General features: G+C 42.1%; 27 protein-coding genes. 21 read left to right on the forward strand and 6 right to left on the reverse strand.

Features of this window, described 5'->3' with window-relative positions; translation table 11 throughout:
- The gene (gene ftsY / locus K5Q22_RS03070) at positions 1–1,275 is read left to right on the forward strand and encodes a signal recognition particle-docking protein FtsY (RefSeq protein ID WP_205013527.1); all 1,275 of its coding nucleotides are present in this window, start codon (positions 1–3) and stop codon (positions 1,273–1,275) included.
- Between the two features lie 25 nt (positions 1,276–1,300).
- On the opposite strand, the gene K5Q22_RS03075 is transcribed toward ftsY, so the two are convergent.
- The 6 genes from K5Q22_RS03075 to K5Q22_RS03100 all read right to left on the reverse strand — a co-directional run bounded on the left by K5Q22_RS03075 (position 1,301) and on the right by K5Q22_RS03100 (position 6,107).
- Positions 1,301–1,858 (reverse strand): GNAT family N-acetyltransferase, encoded by a 558-nt coding sequence (locus K5Q22_RS03075; protein ID WP_205013528.1) that lies wholly within the window; start codon positions 1,856–1,858, stop codon positions 1,301–1,303.
- A 1-nt stretch (position 1,859) separates the two neighbouring features.
- On the reverse strand, positions 1,860–2,534 hold the full coding sequence (locus K5Q22_RS03080) for a DNA alkylation repair protein (protein ID WP_205013529.1): 675 nt from the start codon (positions 2,532–2,534) through the stop codon (positions 1,860–1,862).
- A 141-nt stretch (positions 2,535–2,675) separates the two neighbouring features.
- Positions 2,676–4,163, reverse strand: coding sequence for a glucose-6-phosphate dehydrogenase (gene zwf / locus K5Q22_RS03085; protein WP_044668739.1), 1,488 nt, complete (start codon positions 4,161–4,163; stop codon positions 2,676–2,678).
- Positions 4,164–4,241: 78 nt separating this feature from the next.
- The gene (locus K5Q22_RS03090; protein ID WP_044761575.1) at positions 4,242–5,057 is read right to left on the reverse strand and encodes a TIGR03943 family putative permease subunit; all 816 of its coding nucleotides are present in this window, start codon (positions 5,055–5,057) and stop codon (positions 4,242–4,244) included.
- Positions 5,054–5,959: a permease gene (locus K5Q22_RS03095; RefSeq protein ID WP_136628367.1), complete on the reverse strand. Its 906-nt coding sequence runs from the start codon at positions 5,957–5,959 to the stop codon at positions 5,054–5,056. Before K5Q22_RS03095 ends, K5Q22_RS03090 begins: the two co-directional genes overlap by 4 nt.
- Position 5,960: 1 nt before the next feature.
- Complete coding sequence (locus K5Q22_RS03100; protein WP_002936026.1) at positions 5,961–6,107, reverse strand: SPJ_0845 family protein; 147 nt, start codon at positions 6,105–6,107, stop codon at positions 5,961–5,963.
- 122 nt (positions 6,108–6,229) lie between these two features.
- Between K5Q22_RS03100 and ligA the strand changes: the two genes are divergently transcribed.
- The 20 genes from ligA (at position 6,230) to uxaC (ending at position 25,847) form a co-directional block, all read left to right on the forward strand.
- On the forward strand, positions 6,230–8,188 hold the full coding sequence (ligA, locus tag K5Q22_RS03105; RefSeq protein WP_105151818.1) for an NAD-dependent DNA ligase LigA: 1,959 nt from the start codon (positions 6,230–6,232) through the stop codon (positions 8,186–8,188).
- Positions 8,189–8,198: 10 nt separating this feature from the next.
- Entirely contained in the window at positions 8,199–9,242 is a 1,044-nt protein-coding gene (locus K5Q22_RS03110; protein WP_024407436.1) for a diacylglycerol kinase family lipid kinase, read from the forward strand.
- Between the two features lie 136 nt (positions 9,243–9,378).
- Entirely contained in the window at positions 9,379–9,579 is a 201-nt protein-coding gene (locus K5Q22_RS03115; protein WP_002936021.1) for a F0F1 ATP synthase subunit C, read from the forward strand.
- Between the two features lie 36 nt (positions 9,580–9,615).
- Positions 9,616–10,332, forward strand: a complete 717-nt coding sequence (gene atpB, locus K5Q22_RS03120) for a F0F1 ATP synthase subunit A (RefSeq protein WP_024407435.1) — start codon at positions 9,616–9,618, stop codon at positions 10,330–10,332.
- 17 nt (positions 10,333–10,349) lie between these two features.
- Entirely contained in the window at positions 10,350–10,856 is a 507-nt protein-coding gene (gene atpF / locus K5Q22_RS03125; RefSeq protein WP_024407434.1) for a F0F1 ATP synthase subunit B, read from the forward strand.
- Positions 10,857–11,390 (forward strand): F0F1 ATP synthase subunit delta, encoded by a 534-nt coding sequence (locus tag K5Q22_RS03130; protein ID WP_105134224.1) that lies wholly within the window; start codon positions 10,857–10,859, stop codon positions 11,388–11,390.
- 3 nt (positions 11,391–11,393) lie between these two features.
- A complete protein-coding gene (gene atpA / locus K5Q22_RS03135; RefSeq protein WP_044761584.1) occupies positions 11,394–12,914 on the forward strand; it encodes a F0F1 ATP synthase subunit alpha in 1,521 nt (506 codons plus the stop codon).
- An 11-nt stretch (positions 12,915–12,925) separates the two neighbouring features.
- A complete protein-coding gene (locus tag K5Q22_RS03140; RefSeq protein ID WP_002936012.1) occupies positions 12,926–13,804 on the forward strand; it encodes a F0F1 ATP synthase subunit gamma in 879 nt (292 codons plus the stop codon).
- A 19-nt stretch (positions 13,805–13,823) separates the two neighbouring features.
- Positions 13,824–15,230, forward strand: coding sequence for a F0F1 ATP synthase subunit beta (atpD, locus tag K5Q22_RS03145; RefSeq protein ID WP_024384813.1), 1,407 nt, complete (start codon positions 13,824–13,826; stop codon positions 15,228–15,230).
- A 9-nt stretch (positions 15,231–15,239) separates the two neighbouring features.
- The gene (locus K5Q22_RS03150; protein WP_002936007.1) at positions 15,240–15,656 is read left to right on the forward strand and encodes a F0F1 ATP synthase subunit epsilon; all 417 of its coding nucleotides are present in this window, start codon (positions 15,240–15,242) and stop codon (positions 15,654–15,656) included.
- Between the two features lie 59 nt (positions 15,657–15,715).
- Positions 15,716–15,940, forward strand: coding sequence for a DUF1146 family protein (locus tag K5Q22_RS03155; protein ID WP_012775178.1), 225 nt, complete (start codon positions 15,716–15,718; stop codon positions 15,938–15,940).
- 23 nt (positions 15,941–15,963) lie between these two features.
- On the forward strand, positions 15,964–17,247 hold the full coding sequence (gene murA, locus K5Q22_RS03160; protein ID WP_105212401.1) for a UDP-N-acetylglucosamine 1-carboxyvinyltransferase: 1,284 nt from the start codon (positions 15,964–15,966) through the stop codon (positions 17,245–17,247).
- Entirely contained in the window at positions 17,240–17,431 is a 192-nt protein-coding gene (locus K5Q22_RS03165; protein WP_012775177.1) for a DNA-directed RNA polymerase subunit beta, read from the forward strand. Before murA ends, K5Q22_RS03165 begins: the two co-directional genes overlap by 8 nt.
- Before the next feature lie 29 nt (positions 17,432–17,460).
- Entirely contained in the window at positions 17,461–18,300 is an 840-nt protein-coding gene (locus K5Q22_RS03170; RefSeq protein WP_136670375.1) for a DNA/RNA non-specific endonuclease, read from the forward strand.
- A 186-nt stretch (positions 18,301–18,486) separates the two neighbouring features.
- Positions 18,487–20,040, forward strand: a complete 1,554-nt coding sequence (locus K5Q22_RS03175) for an MFS transporter (RefSeq protein WP_024394643.1) — start codon at positions 18,487–18,489, stop codon at positions 20,038–20,040.
- Between the two features lie 55 nt (positions 20,041–20,095).
- Positions 20,096–21,124, forward strand: coding sequence for a sugar kinase (locus K5Q22_RS03180; protein WP_172114606.1), 1,029 nt, complete (start codon positions 20,096–20,098; stop codon positions 21,122–21,124).
- Positions 21,125–21,139: 15 nt separating this feature from the next.
- Entirely contained in the window at positions 21,140–22,939 is a 1,800-nt protein-coding gene (gene uidA, locus K5Q22_RS03185) for a beta-glucuronidase (RefSeq protein WP_172114608.1), read from the forward strand.
- A gap of 45 nt (positions 22,940–22,984) precedes the next feature.
- Positions 22,985–23,701, forward strand: coding sequence for a FadR/GntR family transcriptional regulator (locus tag K5Q22_RS03190; RefSeq protein ID WP_002938037.1), 717 nt, complete (start codon positions 22,985–22,987; stop codon positions 23,699–23,701).
- Positions 23,702–23,824: 123 nt separating this feature from the next.
- On the forward strand, positions 23,825–24,445 hold the full coding sequence (locus K5Q22_RS03195) for a bifunctional 4-hydroxy-2-oxoglutarate aldolase/2-dehydro-3-deoxy-phosphogluconate aldolase (RefSeq protein ID WP_105179492.1): 621 nt from the start codon (positions 23,825–23,827) through the stop codon (positions 24,443–24,445).
- 1 nt (position 24,446) lies between these two features.
- Positions 24,447–25,847 (forward strand): glucuronate isomerase, encoded by a 1,401-nt coding sequence (uxaC, locus tag K5Q22_RS03200; protein WP_205013530.1) that lies wholly within the window; start codon positions 24,447–24,449, stop codon positions 25,845–25,847.
- Positions 25,848–25,857: the final 10 nt, after the last annotated feature.

A 25,857-nucleotide genomic window follows, 5' to 3' on the forward strand; every position in this document is an offset into this window, starting at 1 on the left:
ATGGGATTATTTGATCGATTATTTGGACAAGAAAAACAAGAGGAGCAAGTTGCTCTTGTTGAAGAAGTAGAGACGGAGCAGTCGGCTTCAAGCGAAGATACTGTAACTACTGAAGTTGAGTCAGCTAGTCAAGAAAAGGAAGAGTTCCAGTCTGGAGCAGTAGAGTCTGAATTGACTGCTGAGCAAGAAGCCCAGAAACAACGGACCTTAGACATGATGGCTCAGTATTATGCAGCCAAAGAAGCTGCTGCGGCTCGAGTGAAGGAAGCGCAGGAACAAGGCTTTGACCCTGCTATTCAAACCAAGGTCAAGGAAGAGCCTGTTGAGGAAGTTGCTCCAGTAGAGCAAGAAAGTGAGCAGGACAAGTACCAGCGGACCTTGAAAAAGACCCGCACAGGCTTTGGGGCAAGGCTCAATGAATTCTTTGCCAACTTCCGCTCGGTCGATGAGGACTTTTTCGAGGAGTTGGAGGAGATGCTGATTTTGTCAGACGTGGGAGTGCAGGTTGCCTCAACTCTGACAGAGGAGCTCCGCTATGAAGCCAAGCTCCAAAATGCCAAGAAGACAGAGGAACTCCGTCGGGTTATCATCGAAAAACTAGTGGATATTTACGAGAAAGACGGTCAGTTCAGCGAGCAGATTAATTTCCAAGAGGATTTGACCGTCATGCTCTTTGTCGGTGTCAACGGCGTTGGGAAGACGACCTCTATCGGTAAGTTGGCCTACAAGTACAAGCAGGCTGGCAAGACGGTCATGCTGGTTGCGGCGGATACCTTCCGTGCGGGTGCGGTTGCCCAGTTGGTCGAATGGGGACGCCGAGTCGATGTGCCTGTGGTCACGGGTCCTGAAAAGTCAGACCCAGCCAGTGTGGTCTTTGACGGGGTCCAAGCTGCCGCGGCAGAAGGCGTGGATATTCTCATGATTGACACAGCAGGTCGCTTGCAGAATAAGGACAACCTCATGGCAGAGCTGGAAAAAATCGGTCGCATCATCAAACGGACTCTGCCTGATGCACCGCATGAAACCCTCTTAGCATTGGATGCCTCCACAGGTCAAAATGCCCTCAGTCAAGCCAAGGAATTTGCCAAAATTACCCCATTGACAGGTCTAGTCTTGACCAAGCTAGACGGGACTGCAAAAGGTGGTGTTGTCCTTGCTATCCGTCAGGAACTGGATATTCCAGTCAAGCTGATTGGTTTCGGTGAGAAAATCGATGACATCGGAGAATTCAAATCCGAAGAGTTCATGCGTGGGCTCTTGGAAGGATTGGTGTAGAAAAAAGTCGTTAGTTCAACTAGAACTAGCGACTTTTTCTATCTGTATGCAGCAGTGAGTAAATGGCAATATCCACAATACCACGATTATTTCGAGCAGCTTGTCGAAGGGTACCTTCATAGGTCATGCCAACTTTCTCCATGACACGACCAGAAGGACGATTTTCACTATCGTGGACAGCCGTAATCCGTAAACAACCAACTTCTTCCAGCAGAAAGTGAGTGACTGCTTCAAGGGCTTCGGGCATATAACTGTAGCCCCACCACTGGCTGCCCAACACCCAGCCCAATTCAGCAGCCTGTACTCGTTCATCCAGACTGACGACGGAAATATCGCCAATTGCTTGCTGACTTTCTTTGAGTTCAATAGCCCACCTGTACGTTTTTTCTTGTGAATAAGACTGGATACAGAACTGAATATAGTCTTCTGTATCTTGCAGCCTTTGATGAGTTGGCCAGGTCAGATAAGTGGTAATCTTGTCATCTGAGGTCCAGTTTTGGAAAACTGACTCAACATCTGTTGCTTGAAAGGGGCGTAAAACTAGACGTTCTGTTTCTAATACCTGAGTTCCTTTATGTTGCACCTCATTTCCTCCTCAACAATGCCTCAATCCAGTCTGGTGCGTAGGCAGAAGTACAGCCTTTTGGAACTTTCATGTCCACATAGACAGCTAACTCCTGACCGATTGCAAGGCCTTGTTCTAGATAGTCGGGGTAAGCAACGGCAATCTCCACCAAGCACTGGTTCATGGTCCATTGGATAAGTGGTTCTGCATTCTGTAAATGCTGGCGAATATGGTCTAGAGTTTCTTCAATTTCTTGATTTGTTGCTGTTTTTCCAGCAAAGTATTTGGCACGAAGGAACCAAGCTAGTCGCTGAAAAATAGCTTGGTCTTGAGTGAGTAAGTATTCTTCCCATTCTTTGCTATCCTTACGTTTGCTAAGAATGATGGAAGCCAGCTTATCGAGGACGTTGACCGAAACTTGTTCATTGAGGCAAGCCTCTAAAACAGCAGAAGTCAGCTGGTCAGGTTTTGTTTTGGCAATTTGAATAGCTAAATATTGTGCTTCAAGGATACCTGTTTGCCAGAGTGGAGCAAACAGGTCCAGTCGATTTTTATAGGCCTTGGCGATACCAGAAATAGCTCCCATCGGAACGCCGTAGTAGGGCTTAGTTTCGCCAATTTTTTCATAACGCTTGAGGGTGCCAGCATGGCTGGCTGCTTCAAGTTGGGTGAGAATAGTGTTTAATTCAGTCATAAATATCTCCGAAAAAAACTGGATTGCTCCAGTTTTCATATGTAGTCGTTTAGTTTGCTTTTAGTACAAGGCAACGAGCTGTAGGCGGTACTAAAGTACGGCAAAGCGAGTTAACGAAGTAATCAAAGATAAACTAAATGACTATTTCAATAAGCCACGTTCACGATACCAGACATCTGGTGTCCAGACCCACTTGCAACCGTAGCTTTCTAACAAATCAAAGGCAGCCTCAGGTCCCATAGTTCCAGCTGGATAGGTGTGGAGTGGGACTTGGTTGCTTGCCCACAAATCAACAATACGGTCAATTAAGCTCCAGCTTGCTTTCACTTCTTCCCAGTGGCTAAAGTTAGTAGAATCACCATTTAGGACATCGAAAAATAGTTTTTCGTAGGCTTCGGGTGAATTTCCAAGAGCAGTTGCATTGTGGCGGAAGTTGAGTTTGGCAGGAGTAAGTGCAAAGTGAGAACCAACTTCCTTACCGTTGATAGAGAGCATGAAGCCTTCAGTTGGTTGGATGAAAATGGTCAAGACATTGGCCTCAGAAGGTTGACCAAAAATATCTTCCGCATGCTTGAAGGTGATAGTCACGCGCGTGCCCTTTTCTGTCAGACGTTTACCTGTACGGAAGAAGAAAGGGACATCACGGAAACGGTCAGTATCAACGAAGAAGACACCTCCTGCAAAGGTTTCTGTCTGAGAAGCTTCGGCAATATTTGGTTCATCCAAGTAGCTAACGTAGTCTTTTCCGTCGATGGAACCTGCTGCATATTGACCACGGATGAAGTTGCGTTTGAGGTCCTCATCAGAAGGCTGACGAAGGTGTTGGAAGACCTTGATTTTTTCAGCGCGGACATCTTCCTCCTTGAAGCTGGCTGGCTTATCCATTGCTAGAAGGGAAAGAACTTGAAGGGCATGGTTTTGCACCATGTCTTTTAAGGCGCCAGAATGATCGTAGTAGCCCCCACGATCCTCAACACCAATCGCTTCAGCAAATGTAATTTGGACGTTATCAATGTAATCGCGGTTCCAAATATGCTCAAAAATGATATTGGCAAAGCGAACCGCAAAGATATTTTGCACCATTTCCTTGCCTAGGTAATGATCGATACGGTAGATTTGGTCTTCATTGAAGGCTGCCGCCAATTCATCATTGAGTTTGGTAGCTGTAGCAAGGCTAGTTCCAAAAGGTTTTTCAATAATCAAGCGTTCAAAACCTTGTCCGTCAACAATTTGCTCAGATTTGAGGTGTTTGGCAATGGTTCCAAAAAATTCAGGTGCCATGGAGAGGAAGAAGACCTTGTTGTGCTGGGTATCGTATTTTTCACACAAGTCGTCCTGCAATTTACGAAGAGCTACATAATGTTCCGTGTCATTGACATCGTGGCTTTGGTAGTAGAAATGACTAGCAAATTCATGAGCTTGACGTGGTGTGTCAGGCAGATCACCTAGTGATTCAATGACGGTTTGCTCAAAAAATTCCTTGGTCCAGGGTCTGCGAGCTGTACCAATTACTGCAAAGTTTTCCTTGATGTGTCCAGCCTTGTAGAGGCGAAATAAAGATGGGTAAAGTTTGCGTTTGGCAAGGTCGCCACTAGCACCAAAAATTGTAAACAATACATGTGATGACATAATTTCATTCCTATCTGTTGAGTATAGACACTATTATAGCATAAATTGTCAGAAAATTCACTTTTTGAATTGGAATTATTAGAAAACACGGTAGACATACGGGGAATCTGGCTGTTCAATCTGAACCATCGATTGTAATTCAAGTGTTGGGAGATTTTGTTTCAACGATGTATGGTAGGAAACCTTGATTGTTCCTCTGGCTTTTACCCAAGTATTGTTAGGAAATTCTGTGGTAGCTCCCGTAGAGAGTAAGCCATATACTCCAGAATCAGCAATGCAGTGAATAATACCAAAGCGGAAAAGGAAAAATTGCTGGCTATTGTCAGGGTCATTGTAGACAAATCCAATCATTTCAATCGTTTTTCCTGAAAATTCCGTAGGATAGTCGTAGATTGCTTCCATCACTTCCATATAGTTTTCATTAGTAACGACAATGGTTTCTTCAGCCAAGTACCGATCAGCAATTTCACGCATCTGGTTTTGATAGGCAGCTTTCGTAAAATAAATAGAAGTATCAGGCTTGAGATACTGAACAGTCGTCCCTTCTTGGTTTTGTGTATTAGCATCATTTTCTGCTGCTAGTGGGAAATGATAGCCCTTGGCAGCAACAGTTGTTGAATCCAGGCTTACCGTAGGAAAGAGCCAGGCTACAGCAAGAGGAATGAGCAATAGTCCAATGCTTGATAGTTTGGCAATTTTGCTTTTTAAATGGCTATGTACTCGAATTTCTTTTACCCAGACATACAATTGTACGATGGCAAGTATGAAAGATAAAACCATGGATAGATAGGCTAGATAGCTATAGTGCAGATTGATGTATTGGTCTAATTTTCCAGAGACATAAAGATACATGGTCATCTCAAAATAGCCTGCAAGAATTAAAAAACGAATCATACTACACCTCCAAGTATCAGACTATATCCCAAAATAACGAGAGTGATAGTAATGATAAAACCGACTATAAATTTCCCCTTGAAATAATGTTTCATCATGAGTAAGTTTTTAACATCCACCATGGGTCCGATAACTAAGAAAGCCATTACTGGGGCGAATCCGAAGCTGGATAGTAGTGATGCACCAATAAAGGCATCAGCTTCAGAACATAGGGAAAGAAGAAAGGCCAGCAACATCATCAGTAAAATAGCTGTTAATGGACTGTGACCGATGGTAGTCAGGACAGCAGTTGGAATATAGACTTGTACGAGACTGGCAAAGAGACAACCAAAGACTAGATAACGTCCCGTATCAAAAAATTCATCAATGGCATGAATAAGTGCGAAGCCAACTTTTTGCCAGCTGGTTTTATCTGAATAATCATGCTGGTGCTGGTCAAACTTGCTTCCTTTAAGAATGGGTCCTTTTACGAAAAAACCAAGAATGATTCCCAATGCTAGGGATACAATGATGGCTCCTAGGGCTCTATAGAAGGCGAAAAGTAGGGAATTGCCAAAAGCAGTAAAGGTTGCAAAAAGGACGATGGGATTAATCACAGGAGCCGTTACTAAAAAGGGAACAGCAGTATAACTAGGTACTTTTTTCTCTAATAGCCGATTGACAATAGGGACAATACCACATTCGCAAGACGGGAAAATGAAGCCGATAAAGGTTCCAAATAGAATGGCAAGAAACTTGTTCTTGGGAAGGAGTTTATGGACTTTTTCAGGGGTGATAAACACATCAATAAAGCCAGAAATCAATGCTCCAATCAACACAAAGGGCAAGGCTTCAATCATGATAGACAGGAAAATAGCCCCCGCCTGTAGGACGGAGGTAGGTAATTGATCAAGACCGAACATATTATTTTTTATCCTGATTCAAGTTGTTTTTCTCGGAATTTTCTTTTGATTTTGGATCAGGATACTCAATTTCTTCCAGTTTTTCAAATGAAGCAAATTCTTCCAGCATCTTTTCTAAATCATCTTGTCGTTTATAGGTTACAGCCATGGGGCACCTCCAAAAATTTTATATACACATTATACATTTTTTACTAAAAATTATCTAAAGGAATCTGTTTTTATTGAAGCGCAAATATAGTTCGCACCTTCAAATCATGATATAATATTCTTATGAAAACAAGAATATCAGAATTAGTTAGCGTGCTCAATCAATACGCTAAAGAGTATTATCAATTGGACAAACCTAGCGTATCAGATGCAGAATATGATACGCTTTATCGTGAATTAGTAGAACTGGAAACAGCTCATCCAGAACTGATTTTACCAGACAGTCCTACCCATCGGGTCGGGGGAAAGGTGCTAGACGGATTTGAAAAATATAGTCATGTTTATCCTCTTTTTAGTTTGCAGGATGCCTTTTCTCGTGAAGAATTAGAAGCTTTTGACCAGCGAGTTCGCAAGGAATTTCCTCAAGCAACTTATATCTGTGAATTGAAGATTGACGGTCTATCTATTTCCCTGACCTATGAAGCGGGTAATTTAGTCGTGGGTGCTACACGTGGTGACGGTAGTGTCGGTGAAAATATCACAGAAAATCTCAAACGAGTGGCTGATATTCCTTTGACCCTACCCGAAGCTGTGGACATCACTGTCCGAGGTGAGTGTTATATGCCAAAGGCTTCCTTTGACCGTGTTAACAAACAGCGTCAGGAGGCTGGTGAAGCTGAATTTGCTAATCCGCGTAACGCAGCGGCAGGAACTCTTCGCCAATTAGACACAGGTGTCGTGGCCCAGCGTGGACTTGCAACATTCCTTTACCAAGAGGCTAGTCCATCTGAAGCGACTAGTCAGTCCGATGTGCTTCGCAAGTTAGATGCTCTGGGATTTGTGACCAACCACGAATATTGCTTGGCGGAGTCGATTGATGACACGTGGGATTTTATTGAAAAAATAGCAGAGCGTAGAGATGATTTACCCTATGAGATAGATGGTGTTGTCATCAAGGTAAATGATTTAGCTATACAAGAAGAACTAGGATTTACAGTAAAAGCGCCACGATGGGCAGTAGCTTACAAGTTTCCAGCTGAGGAAAAAGAAGCAGAAATCTTATCGGTTGATTGGACTGTTGGCCGGACAGGTGTTGTGACACCAACTGCCAACCTTAGTCCTGTTCAACTGGCAGGAACGACTGTCAGTCGAGCGACCTTGCACAACGTAGACTATATCGCCGAAAAAGATATTCGTATTGGCGATACGGTCATTGTTTATAAGGCGGGAGATATTATTCCAGCAGTTCTGAAAGTGGTGGATAAATATCGAAAAGAGCAAGAAATCATGCCCATTCCTAGTCATTGTCCGTCTTGTCAGAGCGACCTACAACACTATGAGGACGAAGTTGCCCTCCGCTGTATCAACCCTATTTGTCCTAGCCAGCTGATGAGTAAGTTGGAACATTTTGCAAGTCGGGATGCCATGAACATCGCGGGACTGGGTAGTTCAATCGTTGAAAAACTCTTTGGAGCAGGCTTGGTACACGATGTTGCTGATATTTATAAATTAACTGTTGATGACCTATTGACTTTGGAAGGTTTCAAAGAAAAATCAGCTGACAAGCTCTATCAAGCCATTCAAACTTCTAAGAGCAACTCAGCAGAACGCCTCCTGTTTGGTCTAGGTATTCGCCATGTCGGCAGTAAGGCAAGTAAGATTTTAGTAGAAAAATTTGGCGATTTAGAAACCTTAGCATTTGCTGATCAAGAAGCAATTGCTTCGCTAGAAGGCCTTGGTCAGGTTATTGCTAAGTCCTTGACAACTTTTTTTGCTAGTGAGGGTGCGCAGCAACTTTTAGCTGAACTTAAGGAAGCTAAGGTAAACTTGACCTATCTCGGACAAGTAGTAGATGAAAATGCTGCGCTATCGGGTATGACAGTTGTACTGACTGGTAAATTGGAGCGAATGAAACGAAACGAAGCCAAGGCCAAATTAGAAGCTTTAGGGGCAAATGTAGCAGGATCAGTTTCTAAAAAAACTAATCTTGTGGTTGCTGGAACAGATGCTGGTAGTAAATTGACCAAAGCACAGGAACTAGGTATCGAAATAAAAGATGAGGCTTGGTTGGAGAGCTTGTAAAGGTAAAACGATGGAAGAAAGAAAACGTGCTAGACTAATATATAATCCGACCTCAGGTCAAGAAATCATGAAGAAAAATGTGGCCGAAGTATTGGACATTTTGGAAGGTTACGGTTATGAAACTTCAGCTTTCCAAACAACTGCTGAGAAAGACTCTGCAAAAAATGAGGCTACACGTGCGGCACTTGCGGGCTTTGACTTGATTATTGCGGCTGGTGGAGATGGAACGATCAATGAAGTCGTCAATGGAATTGCTCCGCTTGAAAAACGTCCGCAGATGGCCATCATACCGACTGGCACCACCAATGACTATGCGCGTGCATTAAAAGTGCCCAGGGGAAATCCTGTAGAAGCAGCTAAGGTTATTGGTAAGCAGCAGACCATTTTAATGGATATTGGTTTAGCCAAAAATCAAAAAAATGGTTTTTATCAAGAACATTATTTTATCAACATTGCTGCGGCAGGTACACTTACGGAATTGACCTACAGTGTTCCAAGTCAACTTAAGACCATGTTTGGCTATTTGGCCTATGTGGTAAAAGGAGCAGAACTCCTGCCACAAGTACAATTTACACCTGTTCGTGTAGAGCATGACGAGGGCGTGTTTGAAGGCTCGGTTTCAATGATTTTTGTTGCCTTAACTAATTCAATTGGAGGGTTTGAACAGATCGTTCCAGATGCTAAGTTAGATGATGGTAATTTTACCTTATTGATGGTTAAAACAGGGAATTTATTTGAAATTCTGCATCTGATTCGTCAAGTCTTAGACGGTGGCAAACACATTGATAGTGATTTAGTTGAATACATAAAAACCAAGAGCCTATCCATCGAAAATCTGAACCCAGATAACCGTCTACTGCTCAATCTAGATGGAGAGTTTGGTGGGGAAGCCCCTGTACGTCTGTACAACCTATCAAACCATATAGAGTTTTTCGCAGATACAGATCTGGTTTCTGACCATGCAATCACTCTTGATACTGATCAGATGAATCGAGAAGATATGGCCAAACGCTTCATTGAAGAAACAGACCATATTAATGAAACTATTAAATAGGAAGAAAAGATGAAACCGTCTTTTCTTTTTATTTTGTAAAAACGAATTAAACGCTTACAATGGCGGTATTTTCTTGACAAATAGATGTTTTAGGAGTATCCTTACATGGTATTAAATTTTAAAAGGAGAATTCGTTATGAGTTTAGGCGCATTGGCCCTTGGATTGGCCTGTCTTGGTGTAAGTATCGGTGAGGGACTGTTGGTGGCTTCATACCTTAGTTCGACTGCACGTCAACCAGAAATGCAAAGTAAATTGATGGCTGGTGTATTTTTGGGTGTTGCCTTTATCGAGGGAACTTTCTTCGTAACTTTGGCTATGACATTTGTCTTGAAATAGTAGAAAATAGAGAAATAGAAAAGGGGGGAACCTCCATTGGAAGAACATTTAAGTCCAACCCTTACCCTTGGTCCCGTAACCTTTGACCTGACCATGGTATTGGTTTCTGTCATTACCATTTCCATTATTTTCTTACTTGTTTTTTGGGCTAGTCGTCGGATGGAGCTCAAGCCAAAAGGAAAACAGAATGTTTTGGAGTACGTTTACGAATTGACCATCAATTTTACAAAAGGGAATCTTGGCGATGCGGAAGCAAAGCGGTATTCCTTGTTCTTCTTTACAGTCTTTACTTTTCTTTTGGTTGCCAATAATCTAGGTTTGATGACCAAATTGGAAACAGCAGAAGGACATAATTTGTGGACTTCTCCAACGGCCAATATGGCTTACGATTTCGGTTTGGCAACAATTGCAACAGTATTTTGTCATGTTGAAGGTATTCGTCGTCGCGGTTTCAAGGCGTACCTCAAATCTTTTGTGACACCCTGGGCTATGGCTCCAATGAACATTTTGGAAGAAGTGACCAACCTTGTGTCGCTTGCTCTTCGTCTGTACGGTAATATTTATGCTGGTGAAGTGCTTGTCTCTCTTCTTCTACAATTATCTCAACAAAGTGCACTTGCATATCCAATTGCCTTTGCTCTAAACGTTGTTTGGACAGCATTTTCTGTATTCATTTCATGCTTGCAGGGATATGTATTTATCATGTTGGTATCTATGTACTTAAATAAAAAAATTAGTGGTGAGAGTGAATAGGAAAGGGAAAGACAACTATGGCAACAACTATTACAATGCAATCTAGTACCATTCTTGGAAACTTTATCTTGGTAACAGCCTCATTTGCAATACTTATTATTCTTATTCGTGTTTTTGCATGGGATAAAATTACAGGTATTTTTGAAGAACGTGCCAATAAGATTGCAAATGATATTGATGCTGCAGAAGAAAAACTAACAGCAGCAGCGAACCTTGTTCAACAACGTGAAGATGAGTTGGTACAGGGACGTATTGAAAGTCAAAAGATTATTCAAGACGCGGTTGAACGCGCAAAACTAGAGAAAAAACGTATTCTTGAGCAAGCAGATGTTGAAATTCAAGGATTGAAGCAAAAAGCTCAGTTGGAAATTGAAGCTGAAAAACGTGAAGCACAAGAAAACTTGCGTGTTCAAGTTGCTGAATTGGCAGTTGATCTTGCAAGCAAAATTATTTTGGAAGATTTGGACCAACAAGCTCATAGTAACTTGATTGACCGTTATTTGGACAAACTAGGAGACAAGTAGATGAACGCTAGAGAAAATGCCATCGTGCAAAAATATGCTCTATCATTTGTTGAAAAAGTCAGTGATCATGCAGATATTTGGGATATGTATGACCAGATTTCTGACTTGATTTCCATCATTCATGATAGTAAGCTGAATCGAATCTTGCTGTCAGCGACAGTATCGAGAGAAGAAAAGGCTGACTTTGTAAGGACGGTACGTCAATCTAGTTTCTGGCAAATCAATGACTTGATTGAAGATGTTATTCGTGATGGTCATGCAGACTTGCTTCTTGAAACCCTTGAGCGTGTCCAATTACAAATCAGTAAATTTAAAAATGAATTTGAAGCCCATGTGGTTTCTGTTTACCCTTTGACTGAAGGACAAAAAGAGCGTCTTCGTCAAGTGGTTGAAGAACGATTTGCCCTACGTGTTCATAACATCTCTGAAGAATTGGACCCAAGTTTACTTGGCGGATTTATCGTTACTGTCAACCACAAGGTAATCGATGCAAGCGTTCGAACTCAGTTGAAGGACGTTAGAAAAAAACTTTAAGAAATAGAAAGTGGTGTTCTTTTGATTAATGCACAAGAAATTAGCGCTTTACTAAAACAACAAATTGAAGGCTTTCAGCCTGACTTTGACTACACAGAGACTGGTGTCGTAACCTATATCGGTGACGGTATCGCCCGTGCGCAAGGTCTTGACAATGCCATGAGTGGAGAGCTTTTGGTATTTGAAAATGGCACCATTGGTATGGCACAAAACTTAGAAACCAACGATGTTGGTATCATTATTCTCGGACAATTTACCGATATTCGTGAAGGGTCAGTTGTTCGTCGTACTGGTAAAATTATGGAAGTACCAGTTGGTTCGGCTTTGATTGGTCGTGTCATCAACCCACTAGGTCAACCTGTGGATGGTCTTGGTGAAATTCGTACTAGTAAGACTCGTCCGATTGAATATCCAGCACCAGGTGTTATGCAACGTAAGTCGGTTAATGAACCGCTTCAAACTGGTCTTAAGGCGATTGACGCTTTGGTTCCGATTGGTCGTGGTCAGCGTGAATTGATTATCGGTGACCGTCAGACAGGGAAGACATCTGTAGCTATTGATGCTATTCTCAACCAAAAAGGCCAAGACATGATTTGTATCTATGTGGCTATCGGTCAGAAAGAGTCAACTGTTCGTACTCAGGTTGAAACGCTTCGTCAATATGGTGCTTTGGATTACACAATCGTAGTAACTGCATCTGCTTCACAACCGTCTCCATTGCTTTTCTTGGCTCCTTATGCTGGTGTTGCAATGGCAGAAGAGTTCATGTACGAAGGCAAACACGTCTTGATTGTTTACGATGATTTGTCAAAACAAGCGGTAGCTTACCGTGAATTATCTCTCTTGCTTCGTCGTCCTCCGGGTCGTGAAGCCTATCCAGGGGATGTATTCTACTTGCACAGTCGTTTGCTAGAGCGTTCAGCCAAGGTTTCAGATGAATTGGGCGGTGGCTCCATTACAGCTCTACCATTTATCGAAACACAAGCGGGAGATATTTCAGCTTACATCGCTACCAACGTGATTTCTATCACGGATGGACAAATCTTCTTGAAGGACGATTTATTCAACTCTGGTATCCGTCCAGCCATTGATGCGGGTTCTTCTGTATCACGTGTAGGTGGTTCTGCACAGATTAAGGCCATGAAAAAGGTTGCAGGTACCCTTCGTATCGACTTAGCTTCTTATCGTGAATTAGAGGCCTTTACGCAGTTCGGTTCAGATTTGGATGCGGCAACTCAGGCAAAACTCAACCGCGGTCGTCGAACTGTGGAAGTCTTGAAGCAGCCATTGCATAAGCCACTCCCAGTTGAAAAACAAGTTTTGATTTTGTATGCTTTGACAAATGGCTATCTTGACTCAGTGCCGATTGATGATATCTTGGCATTTGAAGAAGAGTTGTATGCTTATTTTGATTTGCATTATGATAATCTTTTGGATGTCATTCGTACAACCAAAGATCTACCTGATACAGATGAGTTGAACGCTGCAATTCAAGCTTTCAAAGACCAGTCTGTCTTTAAGTAAAGGAGTGAATAATGGCAGGTTCTCTCAATGAAATCAAGTCAAAAATTGCATCAACTAAGAAAACCAGTCAAATCACCGGTGCCATGCAGATGGTTTCGGCTTCTAAATTAGCCAAATCAGAGCAATTAGCGCAATCCTTTCAGATCTACGCTAGTAAGGTTCGTCAGATTACAACGGATCTCTTGCGTGGAGAATTGATGGCTTCAGATACAAGCAATCCAATGCTGATTCGCCGTCCAGTTCAAAAATCGGGTTATATTGTCATTACCTCTGACAGTGGACTAAAAGGTTCTTATAATTCTAGTATCTTGAAGGCTGTGATGGGGATGATTGAACAGGATCATGACTCGAAAGATGAGTATGAGATTATTGCTATTGGTAGTATGGGAGCAGATTTTTTCCGTGCTCGTGGTATCAATCCTGTCTTTGAATTGCGCGGTTTAGCAGACAACCCAAGTTTTGAAGAGGTTCAAAAAATCATTTCTAAGTCTGTTGAGATGTACAAGAATGAACTCTTTGATGAGTTGTATGTTTGTTATAACCACCATGTCAATAGTTTGACCAGTCAGGTGCGTGTACAACAGATGCTTCCTGTAGAAGATTTGGACCACAATGAAGCAGATGGTTATACAGCTACCTTTGAGTTGGAACCAAACCGTGAGGTTATTTTGGAACAACTCTTGACTCAATATGCAGAATCAACTATTTATGGAGCGATTTTGGATGCTAAAACTGCTGAAAATGCAGCAGGTATGACAGCCATGCAGACAGCGACGGATAATGCTAAGAATGTCATTAACGATTTGACAATCCAATACAATAGGGCTCGTCAGGCAGCGATTACTCAGGAAATTACTGAGATTGTAGCTGGTGCCTCAGCCCTTGAGTAATAGAAATAGAGGAAATAGAATGAGTTCAGGCAAAATTACTCAGGTTGTCGGACCAGTTGTAGACGTTGCGTTTGCAGCAGAAGATAAACTTCCTGAGATTAACAACGCACTCGTTGTATATAAAAATGATGATTCCAAACAAAAAGTCGTGCTTGAAGTGGCTTTGGAACTTGGTGATGGCGTTGTACGGACCATTGCCATGGAATCAACGGATGGATTGACACGTGGGATGGAAGTTCTCGATACAGGTCGTCCTATCTCAGTTCCAGTCGGTAAAGAAACGCTGGGTCGTGTCTTCAATGTGTTGGGAGATACCATTGACCTTGAAGAGTCTTTTCCGGCAGATTTTGAACGTGAGCCTATCCATAAGAAAGCGCCAGCTTTTGACGAATTATCTACTTCAAGCGAAATTTTGGAAACAGGGATTAAGGTTATCGACCTCCTAGCACCTTATCTCAAAGGTGGTAAGGTTGGTCTCTTCGGTGGTGCCGGTGTTGGTAAAACCGTTCTTATCCAAGAATTGATTCACAATATTGCCCAAGAACACGGTGGTATCTCTGTGTTTACCGGAGTTGGCGAGCGTACCCGTGAAGGGAACGATCTTTACTGGGAAATGAAAGAATCAGGTGTTATTGAAAAAACGGCCATGGTATTTGGTCAGATGAATGAGCCACCAGGAGCCCGTATGCGTGTTGCTCTTACTGGTTTGACCATTGCGGAATACTTCCGTGATGTGGAAGGGCAGGATGTTCTTCTGTTCATCGATAATATCTTCCGCTTCACTCAGGCTGGTTCAGAAGTGTCTGCCCTCTTGGGTCGTATGCCATCAGCCGTTGGTTATCAGCCAACACTTGCAACTGAGATGGGACAATTGCAGGAGCGTATTACCTCAACCAAGAAGGGTTCTGTTACATCTATTCAGGCTATTTACGTACCTGCAGATGACTATACAGACCCAGCTCCAGCGACAGCTTTCGCTCACTTGGACTCGACTACCAACTTGGAACGTAAGTTGACTCAGCTTGGTATCTACCCTGCGGTGGATCCGTTGGCGTCATCATCTCGTGCGCTTTCTCCACAAATTGTTGGTGAAGAGCACTATACAGTGGCTATGGAAGTAAAACGTGTTCTTCAACGTTACCAAGAATTGCAAGATATTATTGCCATTCTCGGTATGGATGAATTATCAGATGAAGAGAAGACCTTGGTTGGTCGCGCTCGTCGTATCCAATTCTTCCTCTCTCAAAACTTCAACGTTGCGGAGCAATTTACAGGTATGCCAGGTTCTTATGTGCCAGTAGCAGAAACGGTGAAAGGCTTTAAGGAAATCTTGGACGGCAAACACGACCATCTACCAGAAGATGCCTTCCGAAATGTTGGTTCAATTGAGGATGTGGTCGCTAAAGCTGCTAAAATGAAATTCTAGAGGTGGCTTATGGGACAAATGACTGTACAAATCGTAACACCAGACGGTATCAAATATGACCATCATGCAGCATTTGTTTTGGTCAAAACGGTTGATGGTGAGATGGGTGTCTATTCTGGACATGAAGAACTGATTGCAGTTTTGGAAATCGGTGAAATGAAGGTGCGTCGTGTTGATGATGAAAACCATGTAGACTGGATTGCGGTCAATGGTGGAATCATTGAAGTCAACAAGGATATTATTACGGTCATTTCTGATTCCGCTGAGCGGGAACGGGATATTGATATTAGTCGTGCGGAACGTGCCAAATTGCGCGCGGAACGTGAATTGGAAGAAGCACAGACCGCTCGTAATATTGATATGGAGATGCGTGCAACAGTCGCCCTCCAACGTGCGATAAATCGTATTCGTGTTGGAAAACATTAATCTATATGGGATTGAACTTGGTTCAGTTCCATTTTTTAATTTCATGGTATAATGGAAACATGGTAATTTCAATTTTACAGTTTTTTAGTCATATATTGTTTATCTATCTGGCTCATCATCTCTTGGTTACAACAGTTGATTGGTCACGGTGGTTGAAGGTGACGGGGGACAATCAGCGTAAAATCAATTTGCTGATTCTCTTTCTGGCAATAGCACTAGGGTACTTGGTCTCGACTTTCTTTTTAGAATTGTTGATGATGGGACGCTCTTTTGCAAATATGTGATTTAAGTAAGAAAAGGATAAGAAATGGATACAATTATTGTTACAGGTAGTAAAAACGGTTTGAAAGGACAGGTTGAGATTGAGGGGGCGAAGAATGCCGTTCTGCCTTTATTGGCAGCAACAGTTCTAGCAAGTCAAGGGCAAACCAAATTGACTCAGGTTCCTATTTTGTCTGATGTCTATACAATGAATAATGTTGTACGTGGTCTGGGAGTTCGTGTGAAATTTGACGAGGAAACAAAGACTATCGATATTGACGCAACAGGTAAACTTGGTAGCGAAACTCCTTATAAGTATGTGAGTCAAATGCGTGCCTCTATTGTTATTCTTGGTCCGATTTTGGCACGCAATGGTTATGCAAAGGTTTCTATGCCAGGAGGTTGTACAATTGGTAGTCGTCCAATAGATTTGCACTTAAAAGGTTTGCAAGCTATGGGGGTTAAAATTAAACAGCGAGCTGGTTATATTGAAGCGAGTGCAGATAACTTGCAGGGAGCTCATATCTATCTGGATTTCCCAAGTGTTGGGGCAACGCAAAACTTGATGATGGCTGCAACTCTGGCGCAGGGCACAACGGTATTGGAAAATGCAGCGCGAGAACCTGAAATTGTTGACTTGGCTATTTTCCTAAACAAAATGGGGGCTAAAGTTAAGGGGGCAGGCACAGAGACGATTACGGTTACTGGTGTAGAAGAATTGACTGGCGCAGAACACCAAGTGGTGCAAGATCGTATCGAAGCGGGTACCTTTATGGTGGCAGCGGCAATGACTGGTGGCGATGTCTTGGTGAAGGATGCTGTCTGGGAGCACAACCGTCCACTCATTTCTAAGATGTTGGAAATGGGAGTTGAGGTGACGGAAGAAGCTGAAGGGATTCGAGTTCGTTCGCAAGTGGATAAGCTTAAACCTGTAACAGTAAAAACCTTGCCACACCCAGGCTTCCCAACGGATATGCAGGCTCAATTTACAGCCCTAATGGCAGTTGCAAAGGGTGAATCTACCATGATTGAAACGGTATTTGAGAATCGTTTCCAGCATTTGGAAGAAATGCGTCGGATGGATTTGCATTCGGAAATTTTACGAGATACAGCTATCATCACGGGAGGACAAGCTCTGCAAGGTGCTCAGGTTATGTCTACTGATTTACGAGCAAGTGCCGCTTTGATTCTGGCTGGTTTGGTTGCTGAAGGTGAGACGATTGTAGGTAAATTAACGCACTTAGACCGAGGTTACTATCGTTTTCATGAGAAATTAGCTGCTTTAGGTGCAACGATTGAACGTGTGAGTGGAGAAGATGAAAATGGATAAGGATAATCTTAGCTATGTTGGTAAAAATTTAATTTTAGTAGCAGTTGTTTTGTTGATTGCTATTTTGGTGTTTATTTTAGGATTAATGGTTGGTTACGGTGTCATAGGAGATGGAGACAATGTATTTGCGGTGTTGTCACCAGCTAAGTGGCAAGAACTAATCGGTAAATTTACAGGAAAGTAGGCTGGACCTGCTTTTTTGATGGAGAGAAAATGGCGAAGAAAAATGTAAAAAAACAAGCAATGAGTCTGCTCAGCTTATTGGCTACGATTGTTGTAGTAGCGGGGGGCTATCTTTTAAGTGATAACAAGAGCAGTAAGGTTGCTGATTATTCCTATTATGTCAATCAGTCTAAGGCAAGTGAGAGCACACCTAGTCAGGAACTGGCTAGTTCGGTATTGACAGAAGATGTAAAAAAACAACTGGGGAATTCGATTGAATGGAATGGTGCTGGAGCATTTATTATTAACGGGAATCAAACGGATTTAGATGCATCGGTTGCCAGTGTTCCTTATGGTGATAATAAGACAAAAACAGTCCAGGGAGAAACGGTTCCAACAGTAGCCAATGCGCTTTTAGCCAAATCTACACGTCAGTATAAGGACCGTGAAGAAACAGGAAATGGTCGGACTTCTTGGACACCTGCGGGATGGCACCAGGTCCATGATTTAACTGGAGAATATGACCATGCAGTGGACCGTGGTCACCTCCTAGGTTATGCTTTGATTGGTGGATTGTCTGGTTTCGATGCTTCAACCAGCAATCCTAAGAATATTGCAGTTCAAACAGCTTGGTCCAACCAAGCTAACGACCAAACTTCAACTGGGCAGAATTATTTTGAAAGTCAGATTCGGCGGGCCTTGGATAAAAATAAGCGTGTCCGCTATCGTGTGACCTTGGTGTATGCTGAGAGTGAAGACCTTGTTCCTGTCGGAAGCCATCTAGAGGCAAAAGCAGCAGATGGTAGCCTAGAGTTCAATGTGTTCGTTCCAAATGTGCAGAGTGGTCTCAGTATCAACTATCATAGTGGGGAAATTACGGTGAATCAATAAATAGTCAGACGAATTCTCTCTTGCCAAATCAAATATATCAGACGATTTTCACGTAAAATCGTCTTTTTTTGCGTATAATTAAAAATATTTATAAAAACAGTTGACAAATCATCTGATGAATATTAGAATATAGTTAAAGAAAACGCTTACGACTTTGTCGTAGAAAACATTTAGGAGGAATTTCCAATGGAAAAACATGTTGAGCAACGTGTCGAAGACGTTACTTATAACAAAGCCAAGTTATGGCAAATCATATTATTTGCGATGAACAATTCATCGACGAATATTTACTTGGTTGCCTTTACTTTTGTGACTTATTTATCGACAGGTGTGCTTGGTCTTGCAGCCCTGTTTGTTAGTCAACTCATGGGCTATATTCGTATCTTTGATGGTTTCATTGATCCTACAATCGGAGTTATCATTGATAAAACGGATACTAAGTTTGGTAAATATCGTCCTATCTTGGTTTTGGGGAATATCATTACAGCAGCTTCTCTTTTTATGATGTTAGGTTTAAGTGGAGTTAGTGAGAGTCTCCGTCTTCCTCTATTCATCCTTGTTTTGATTATCCATAAAATTGGTTATTCATTGCAACAGACCATTACAAAAGCAGGACAAGTTGCGCTTACCAATGATCCAAAGCAACGTCCAATCTTTAATATTGTTGATGGTATTGCCACAACTGTGTTGATGACTGGTAGTCAGGTTGTTGTGTCAGGGACATTGGTTCCGAAACATGGCGGTTTCACCCCAAGTTTCTTTCAAGAATTGTTCCTCGGTGTAGTAGTAATCTCAGCTGTTCTGGGTATTCTTGCTATTATCGGTATTTGGGAGAAAGACAATAAGAAATACTTTGGTCTTGGTGAGAAGACACAAGAAACTAAGTTGAAAGACTACTGGAAAGTTATCAAAGGAAACAAACCTTTGCAGGTTCTTTCAATCTCTGCAGCCTTTGTAAAATTTGTTGCCCAACTGTTTGGAGATTCCGTTATCGGAGTTATGCTGTATGGTATTATCTTCGGTGACTATGCTCTTTCTGGAAAAATGTCTATGCTTTTGATTTTGCCAGGTATTCTTGTAACAGTTGGTGCTGCGCAATTGGCTCGTCGTAAAGGTTTACGTTTTGCCTATATTACAGCGCTTCAACTTGGGATTGCTGGTCTTGTAACCTTGGCAGCAATGCTCTTTTCAGCTAAACCAGGTATGTTGGATTTGACAAATTGGAATCTCTACACAATCGGTTTCTTTGTTGTTTATATCATTGCTCGCTACGCATCTAGTGCTCCATCTGGTTTGGTATTGACCATGGGTGCGGATATTACAGACTATGAAACTTCAGTATCTGGTCGTTACTTGTCAGGTATGATTGGGACTATCTTCTCATTGACAGACTCAATTGCTTCTTCATTTGCCCCAATGGTTGTTGGATTTGTATTAGCAGGTATCGGTTTTGGTAAAGAGTACCCAACTGTTGAAACAGCATTCTCAACAGATTTGAGAATGGCACTGATTGTCCTGTTGACAGTGATTCCAGCAGCAGTATTGAGCGTATCCTTGTTCTTGATGAAATTCTACAAACTAGACCGTGAAGAAATGGCTCGTATTCAAGAGAAAATCCATGTTATGAAAGCGGCAAAAGATGAAGAACGTGTGCGTGCGATTGCGAAAAATGTTCCATTATCTGATATGGATTATGTTGATGTAACTCAATATAAGGTTGATCAATACGACGATAAATAATACATTAACGACCTAGTTGGAGGATACCAGCTGGGTCTTTCATCTAGGAGGCGGTATGAAAAAAATCTTAGCGTTTGGAGAAGTTTTGTTGCGGCTATCTCCTCCTCATTATCAGACCTTAACACAGGCCACGAGTTTAGATTGTCAATTTGGTGGTTCGGAGTTGAATGTTTTAGCCAGCTTGGCTCAGCTTGGTCACTCAGTCGAGTTGGTGACGGCACTGCCTAAGAATGAAGTGGGAAAAATGGCAGAACACTTTCTTTTTGCACGGCAGATTGGACAGAAATATGTGATTCGACAAGAGGGAAGGCTGGGGCTTTATTATTATCAAAAGGGTTTCTCTCTGAGACCTAGCCAGGTGACCTACGACCGTGATTATTCTGCTTTCAGCCTATCCAAGGGAGAAGACTATGATTTGGAAGGCATGTTTGACGGTGTTGATTGGTTTCATGTGAGTGGTATAACGGTCGCTTTGAATCCAGATATTTATCGACTGACTTTTCGTTTGATGGAAATGGCAAAGGGGCAGGGTGTTAAGGTTTCCTTTGACTTGAATTATCGAGAAAGTTTGTGGTCTTCTTTTGAAGAAGCGAGGGAGAAATTATCTCCTTTTGTGAAATTGGCAGATATTTGCTTTGGTCTAGAGCCTATTCAACTTTTCAATGAATTTGGAAAAGATGTGAAGGATGAATTGGGGTTGAAGCGCCCTTATGAAAATAAAGAAGTCTTGTTGGCGGTGGTTAAAGGTCTGGCGGAGACTTATTCTTTGCAAAGTCTTGCTTTTACCCAGAGGGAAATGACCTACAATAATGAATATTTGCTGAAAGCATACTTGTATCAAGATGGTATTCTTTATGAAACGGAAAAAGAATCCATTCAAGTTTTGGACCGAGTTGGGACAGGGGATGCCTTTACAGCAGGAATTATTTTGGGCTATTTGCAGGAAAAAACGCTACAGGAAATAGTTGACTTGGGGATGGCTAGTTTTCAATTCAAGCATACCATTGAAGGGGACATTAATGTCATCAGTCAATCAGATATTGATTTGCTATTGAAAAAAGGGTCACGTGAAATAAAACGATAGAAAGAAGGAAAAAGTATGTTGTATCCTATACAAACAAAAACACGCTCAGTTTATTCTTTAAATGGAATATGGGCATTTAAGCAAGGGAATAATGATGTTCATACTCTGTTAGATACAGATGAAGTAATGGTTGTACCGAGTTCCTTTAATGATGTTGTTGTCGATAAAGCAAAGCGCTGTTTTGTCGGAGATAATTGGTATGAACTCACGGTGGCTCTTCCTGTCGTATCAGCTGATGAAGAGTTGGTTGTGCGCTTTGGTTCGGTGACGCATCAGGCTAAAGTATATGCAGACGGTCAGCTAATCGGGGAGCACAAGGGTGGTTTCACACCTTTTGAATGCTTGATTCCATCAAACTTATACGACGCTGACCAATTCCGTTTGACAGTCTGTGCCAATAATGAGTTGAATTACACAACCCTTCCAGTAGGGAATTATAGCGAAGAAGTGGATGAGAATGGTCAAATTGTGAAGACCGTCAAAGAAAATTTTGACTTTTTCAACTATGCTGGTATCCAGCGGACAGTCCATCTCTATAAACGTCCCAAAAATAGAATTGAGGATATTGTTATTCGGACGGAGCTAAATCAAGATTTGACTCAGGCAGTAGTAAATGTTGATGTGAAGACAATTGGGCAGTACGATTCCATCCGTATGTCTATTTTAGATCAAGAGGGACAGGAAGTAGGTCTTCTTGAAAATGGACAAATGGTCATTGAACATCCACGCCTTTGGGAGGTCTTAGATGCCTATCTCTATACTGCTAAAGTTGAATTATTTGACGGAGAAAACTTGCTAGATACCTACTCAGAACAATTCGGCATTCGTAGTGTTGCGGTTGAAAATGGGCAGTTTTTCATCAATGGAAAACCTTTCTATTTCAAGGGATTTGGTAAACATGAAGATACCTTTATTAATGGTCGTGGTTTCAATGAAGCAGCCAATCTGATGGATTTGAATTTACTGAAGGATATTGGAGCAAATTCTTTTAGGACATCTCATTATCCCTATTCTGAGGAAATGATGCGGCTGGCAGATCGTTTGGGAATCGTTGTCCTTGATGAAGTGCCAGCAGTTGGCTTGTTCCAGCTTTTCAATGCAGCCTTGAATTTGACAGGTGATTCTGAAGAAGTAAAAAATACTTGGGAAGTTATGCAAACCAAGGAGGCTCATGAGCTGGTGATTGATGAATTGATAGCGCGTGATAAGAATCATCCTTCTGTAGTGATGTGGGTTGTTGCCAATGAACCGGCAGGACATGAAAAGGGAGCGCGTGCTTACTTTGAACCTCTGATTCAGCGCATGAGGGATAGAGATCCTTCTGGGCGTCCTGTGACCTTGGTCAATATTATGACAGCAACGCCTGATAAGGATGAGGTTATGGATTTGGTCGATGTTGTCTGTCTCAATCGTTACTATGGCTGGTATGTTGCTCATGGTGACTTGAAAGAGGCAGAGAAAGGGCTCCGTCAAGAGTTGGAGACTTGGCAAAAACTTTATCCTGACAAGCCGATTTTGATTACGGAATATGGTGCAGATACTCTTCCAGGTTTGCATTCGATGTGGGATATTCCTTATACAGAGGAATTTCAGGTGGATTACTATGATATGAACCATCGAGTCTTTGATTCTATTCCTAATTTAGTTGGTGAGCAGGTCTGGAATTTTGCTGATTTTGAAACCACGGTTGGTATCATTCGGATTCAAGGAAATCATAAGGGGTTATTCTCACGGAATCGTCAACCGAAGCAAATTGTTAGAGAAATAAAGAAACGTTGGACTGCCATTCCAAACTACCATTATAAGAGGAAATGAGCTATAATAGTAGCAAATAGAAAGTTGTATTGGAGGACCAAGCACATGGCGAAACCCTTGGTAGAAAAAGCATCGGAACGCTTATTGGAATTGATTTTGGAAAGAGGATATGAAGTTGGTGACAAGCTTCCAAATGAGTATGAATTGGCCCAAGATTTAGAAGTTGGACGTTCGACTGTTCGTGAAGCTGTTCGAAGTTTAGCTACTCGAAATATTCTGGAGGTGCGCCAAGGGTCGGGAACCTATATCAGCTCTAAAAAAGGAGTATCAGAGGATCCCTTAGGTTTTTCTTTGGTAAGAGACCGTGTGAAGTTGACGACAGATTTATTTGAAGTGCGGTATTTGCTTGAACCGAGAATTGCGGAGCGTGTCGCTCAGTTTGCCTCGGACGAAGATATTGCTCGACTAGAAGAAATTGTCCTTGCTATTGAAGAGGCCGTTGCTGCTGGAGACACGAAGCATCTGGAGTTGGATGTAAAATTCCACTGTATGCTGGCTGAGATGAGTGGGAATCTGGCCATGACAAGTCTCATGCCTGTCATTAATCAATCTATTCATCTGATCAATGAAAATTATTCAAATCGTCAGATGAAATCGGATAGTTTACAGGCCCACAGGAACATCTTAATGGCTATCAAGCAACGCCACCCTGTTGCAGCATATGACAGCATGTTAGCACATATTATATCAGTAAGACAGGTTGTTTTAAGCGAATGGTTCGATAAAGATATGACCTTGCATGGTCTCAATGATCATAAATAGAAATACAAAATAAATTGCCCAGAAGAATTCTTCTGGGTATTTTTTGCTTTTTTCATTGACAAATCATCTGATGAATTGTATACTATAACTATAAATGACAACGCTTTCTAATTGGAGGTCAAGATGTTAAAGCAATTAAAAGAAAATTACTTTTTTGCAGTGATTCGCGGAAAAGATGAAGAAGATGCGAAAGAAATCGCTCGCCATGCGATTTTGGGAGGTATTCGAAATATTGAAATTACATTTTCGACTCCAAATGCAGCGACAGTTATCAAAGAATTACAAGAGGAGTTCTCAGATGATTCTTCCGTAGTCATCGGGGCGGGAACAGTAATGAATCTTAAGCTGGCACAAGAGGCCATTGACGCAGGGGCTAGTTTCCTGGTCAGTCCTCATTTTGATAAAGAAATTCAAGACTTGGCTCAAGAGGCTGAGGTATTCTACTTCCCAGGCTGTGCAACTGCAACAGAGATTGTCACAGCTAGTCAGGCGGGATGTCCTATTATTAAGCTTTTCCCTGGTGGCGTGTTGGGGCCTGGATTTATCAAGGATATTCACGGTCCTGTACCCCAAGTGGATTTGATGCCTTCTGGTGGCGTATCGGTTGAAAATGTTGCAGATTGGAAAAAGGCAGGTGCTTGTGCTGTTGGAGTCGGTTCGGCTCTGGCAAGTCGAGTGCAGGCTGAAGGCTATGAAAGTGTAACGACGATTGCTCGCAGTTTTGTTGCAGCTTTGGAGGGATGAAATGAGTTTTAATGATACAAACTTTATGCTAAAAAATGAGCCTGCTAAGGAGCTTTACGGGAAAATAGCAGAACTTCCTATCTATGATTTCCATTGCCACTTGGATCCTAAGGAAATTTTTGAAGATAAGGTTTATGAAGATATCGTTGATCTGTGGCTGGGGGGTGACCATTATAAGTGGCGCTTGATGCGGGCTAATGGTATCTCAGAGGAAGAAATCACAGGTTCAGCAAGTAAATTAGATAAGTTTAAGGCTTGGGCAAGAACCTTGGAACGGGCTTTCGGAAATCCTCTCTATCATTGGAGTCATTTGGAATTGCGACAGGTTTTCGGTGTTGAGGAATTGTTGACCGAAGAAAATGCAGAGCGACTCTATCATCAGCTCAATGCCTATTTGCAAGACCATCAAGTTAGTCCACGAAAGCTAATTGCGGATGCTAGGGTGACCTTTATTGGGACAACTGACCATCCACTAGATAGCTTGGAATGGCATAAGCGCTTGGCTGAGGACCCAACTATAGATACTGTAGTGGCACCAACTTTCCGTCCAGATGAAGCCTTTATAGAACATCGAAATTTCAATCCATTTATTAAACGCTTGGAAGAAGTAACAGGGGTAGCAGTAAGAGACTTTGCAAGTTTTGTAGAGGCACTTGGTCAGCGCGTTTCCTATTTTGCTCAACACGGTTGCCGAGCAAGTGACATCAGTTTTACGGCTATTTCATACGAAGAAGCAAGCCTTGAAGAGCTTGATGATATTTTACTAGCAAGACTTGCAGGTAAAGAGGCTGGCCAATCCAGTATCAATAAATGGCAGACAGCCATCTTTAGAGAATTGTGCCGATTGTACAAGAAACATGGTTTTGTGACACAAGTTCACTTTGGTGCCTTACGGAATAACCATACCGGACTGTTTGAAAAACTTGGAGCAGATGTAGGTGTGGATTCGATTGGAGACCAGACATGTCTGACTGTGAATTTGAATCGTTTGTTAGATAACTTGGTCAAGGAAAATGCCCTCCCAAAAATGATTTGGTACAATCTCAATCCAAGTTACAACATTGCTCTGGCCAATACTTTGGCGAATTTCCAGTCCAATGAGGAAGGGCTTCGTAGCCAGCTACAATTTGGTGCTGGTTGGTGGTTCAATGACACCAAGTTGGGTATGATTGACCAGATGAATGCCTATGCAGAACAGGGCATGCTTGCTAATTTTGTTGGGATGTTAACCGATTCGCGTAGCTTTTTATCTTATCAACGGCATGATTATTTCAGACGCATTTTAGCGACTTATGTCGGCCAATGGATTGTTGATGAAGAAGTGCCTGAAGATTACAATCGTTTAGGGCGGTTTGTAGAAGCCATATCCTATTACAATGCCAAAGAATTTTTTGAACAATAAAGGAGAGTAA

The organism is Streptococcus sp. 2018162, from assembly GCF_019754175.1.
Lineage (GTDB): Bacteria > Bacillota > Bacilli > Lactobacillales > Streptococcaceae > Streptococcus > Streptococcus hashimotonensis.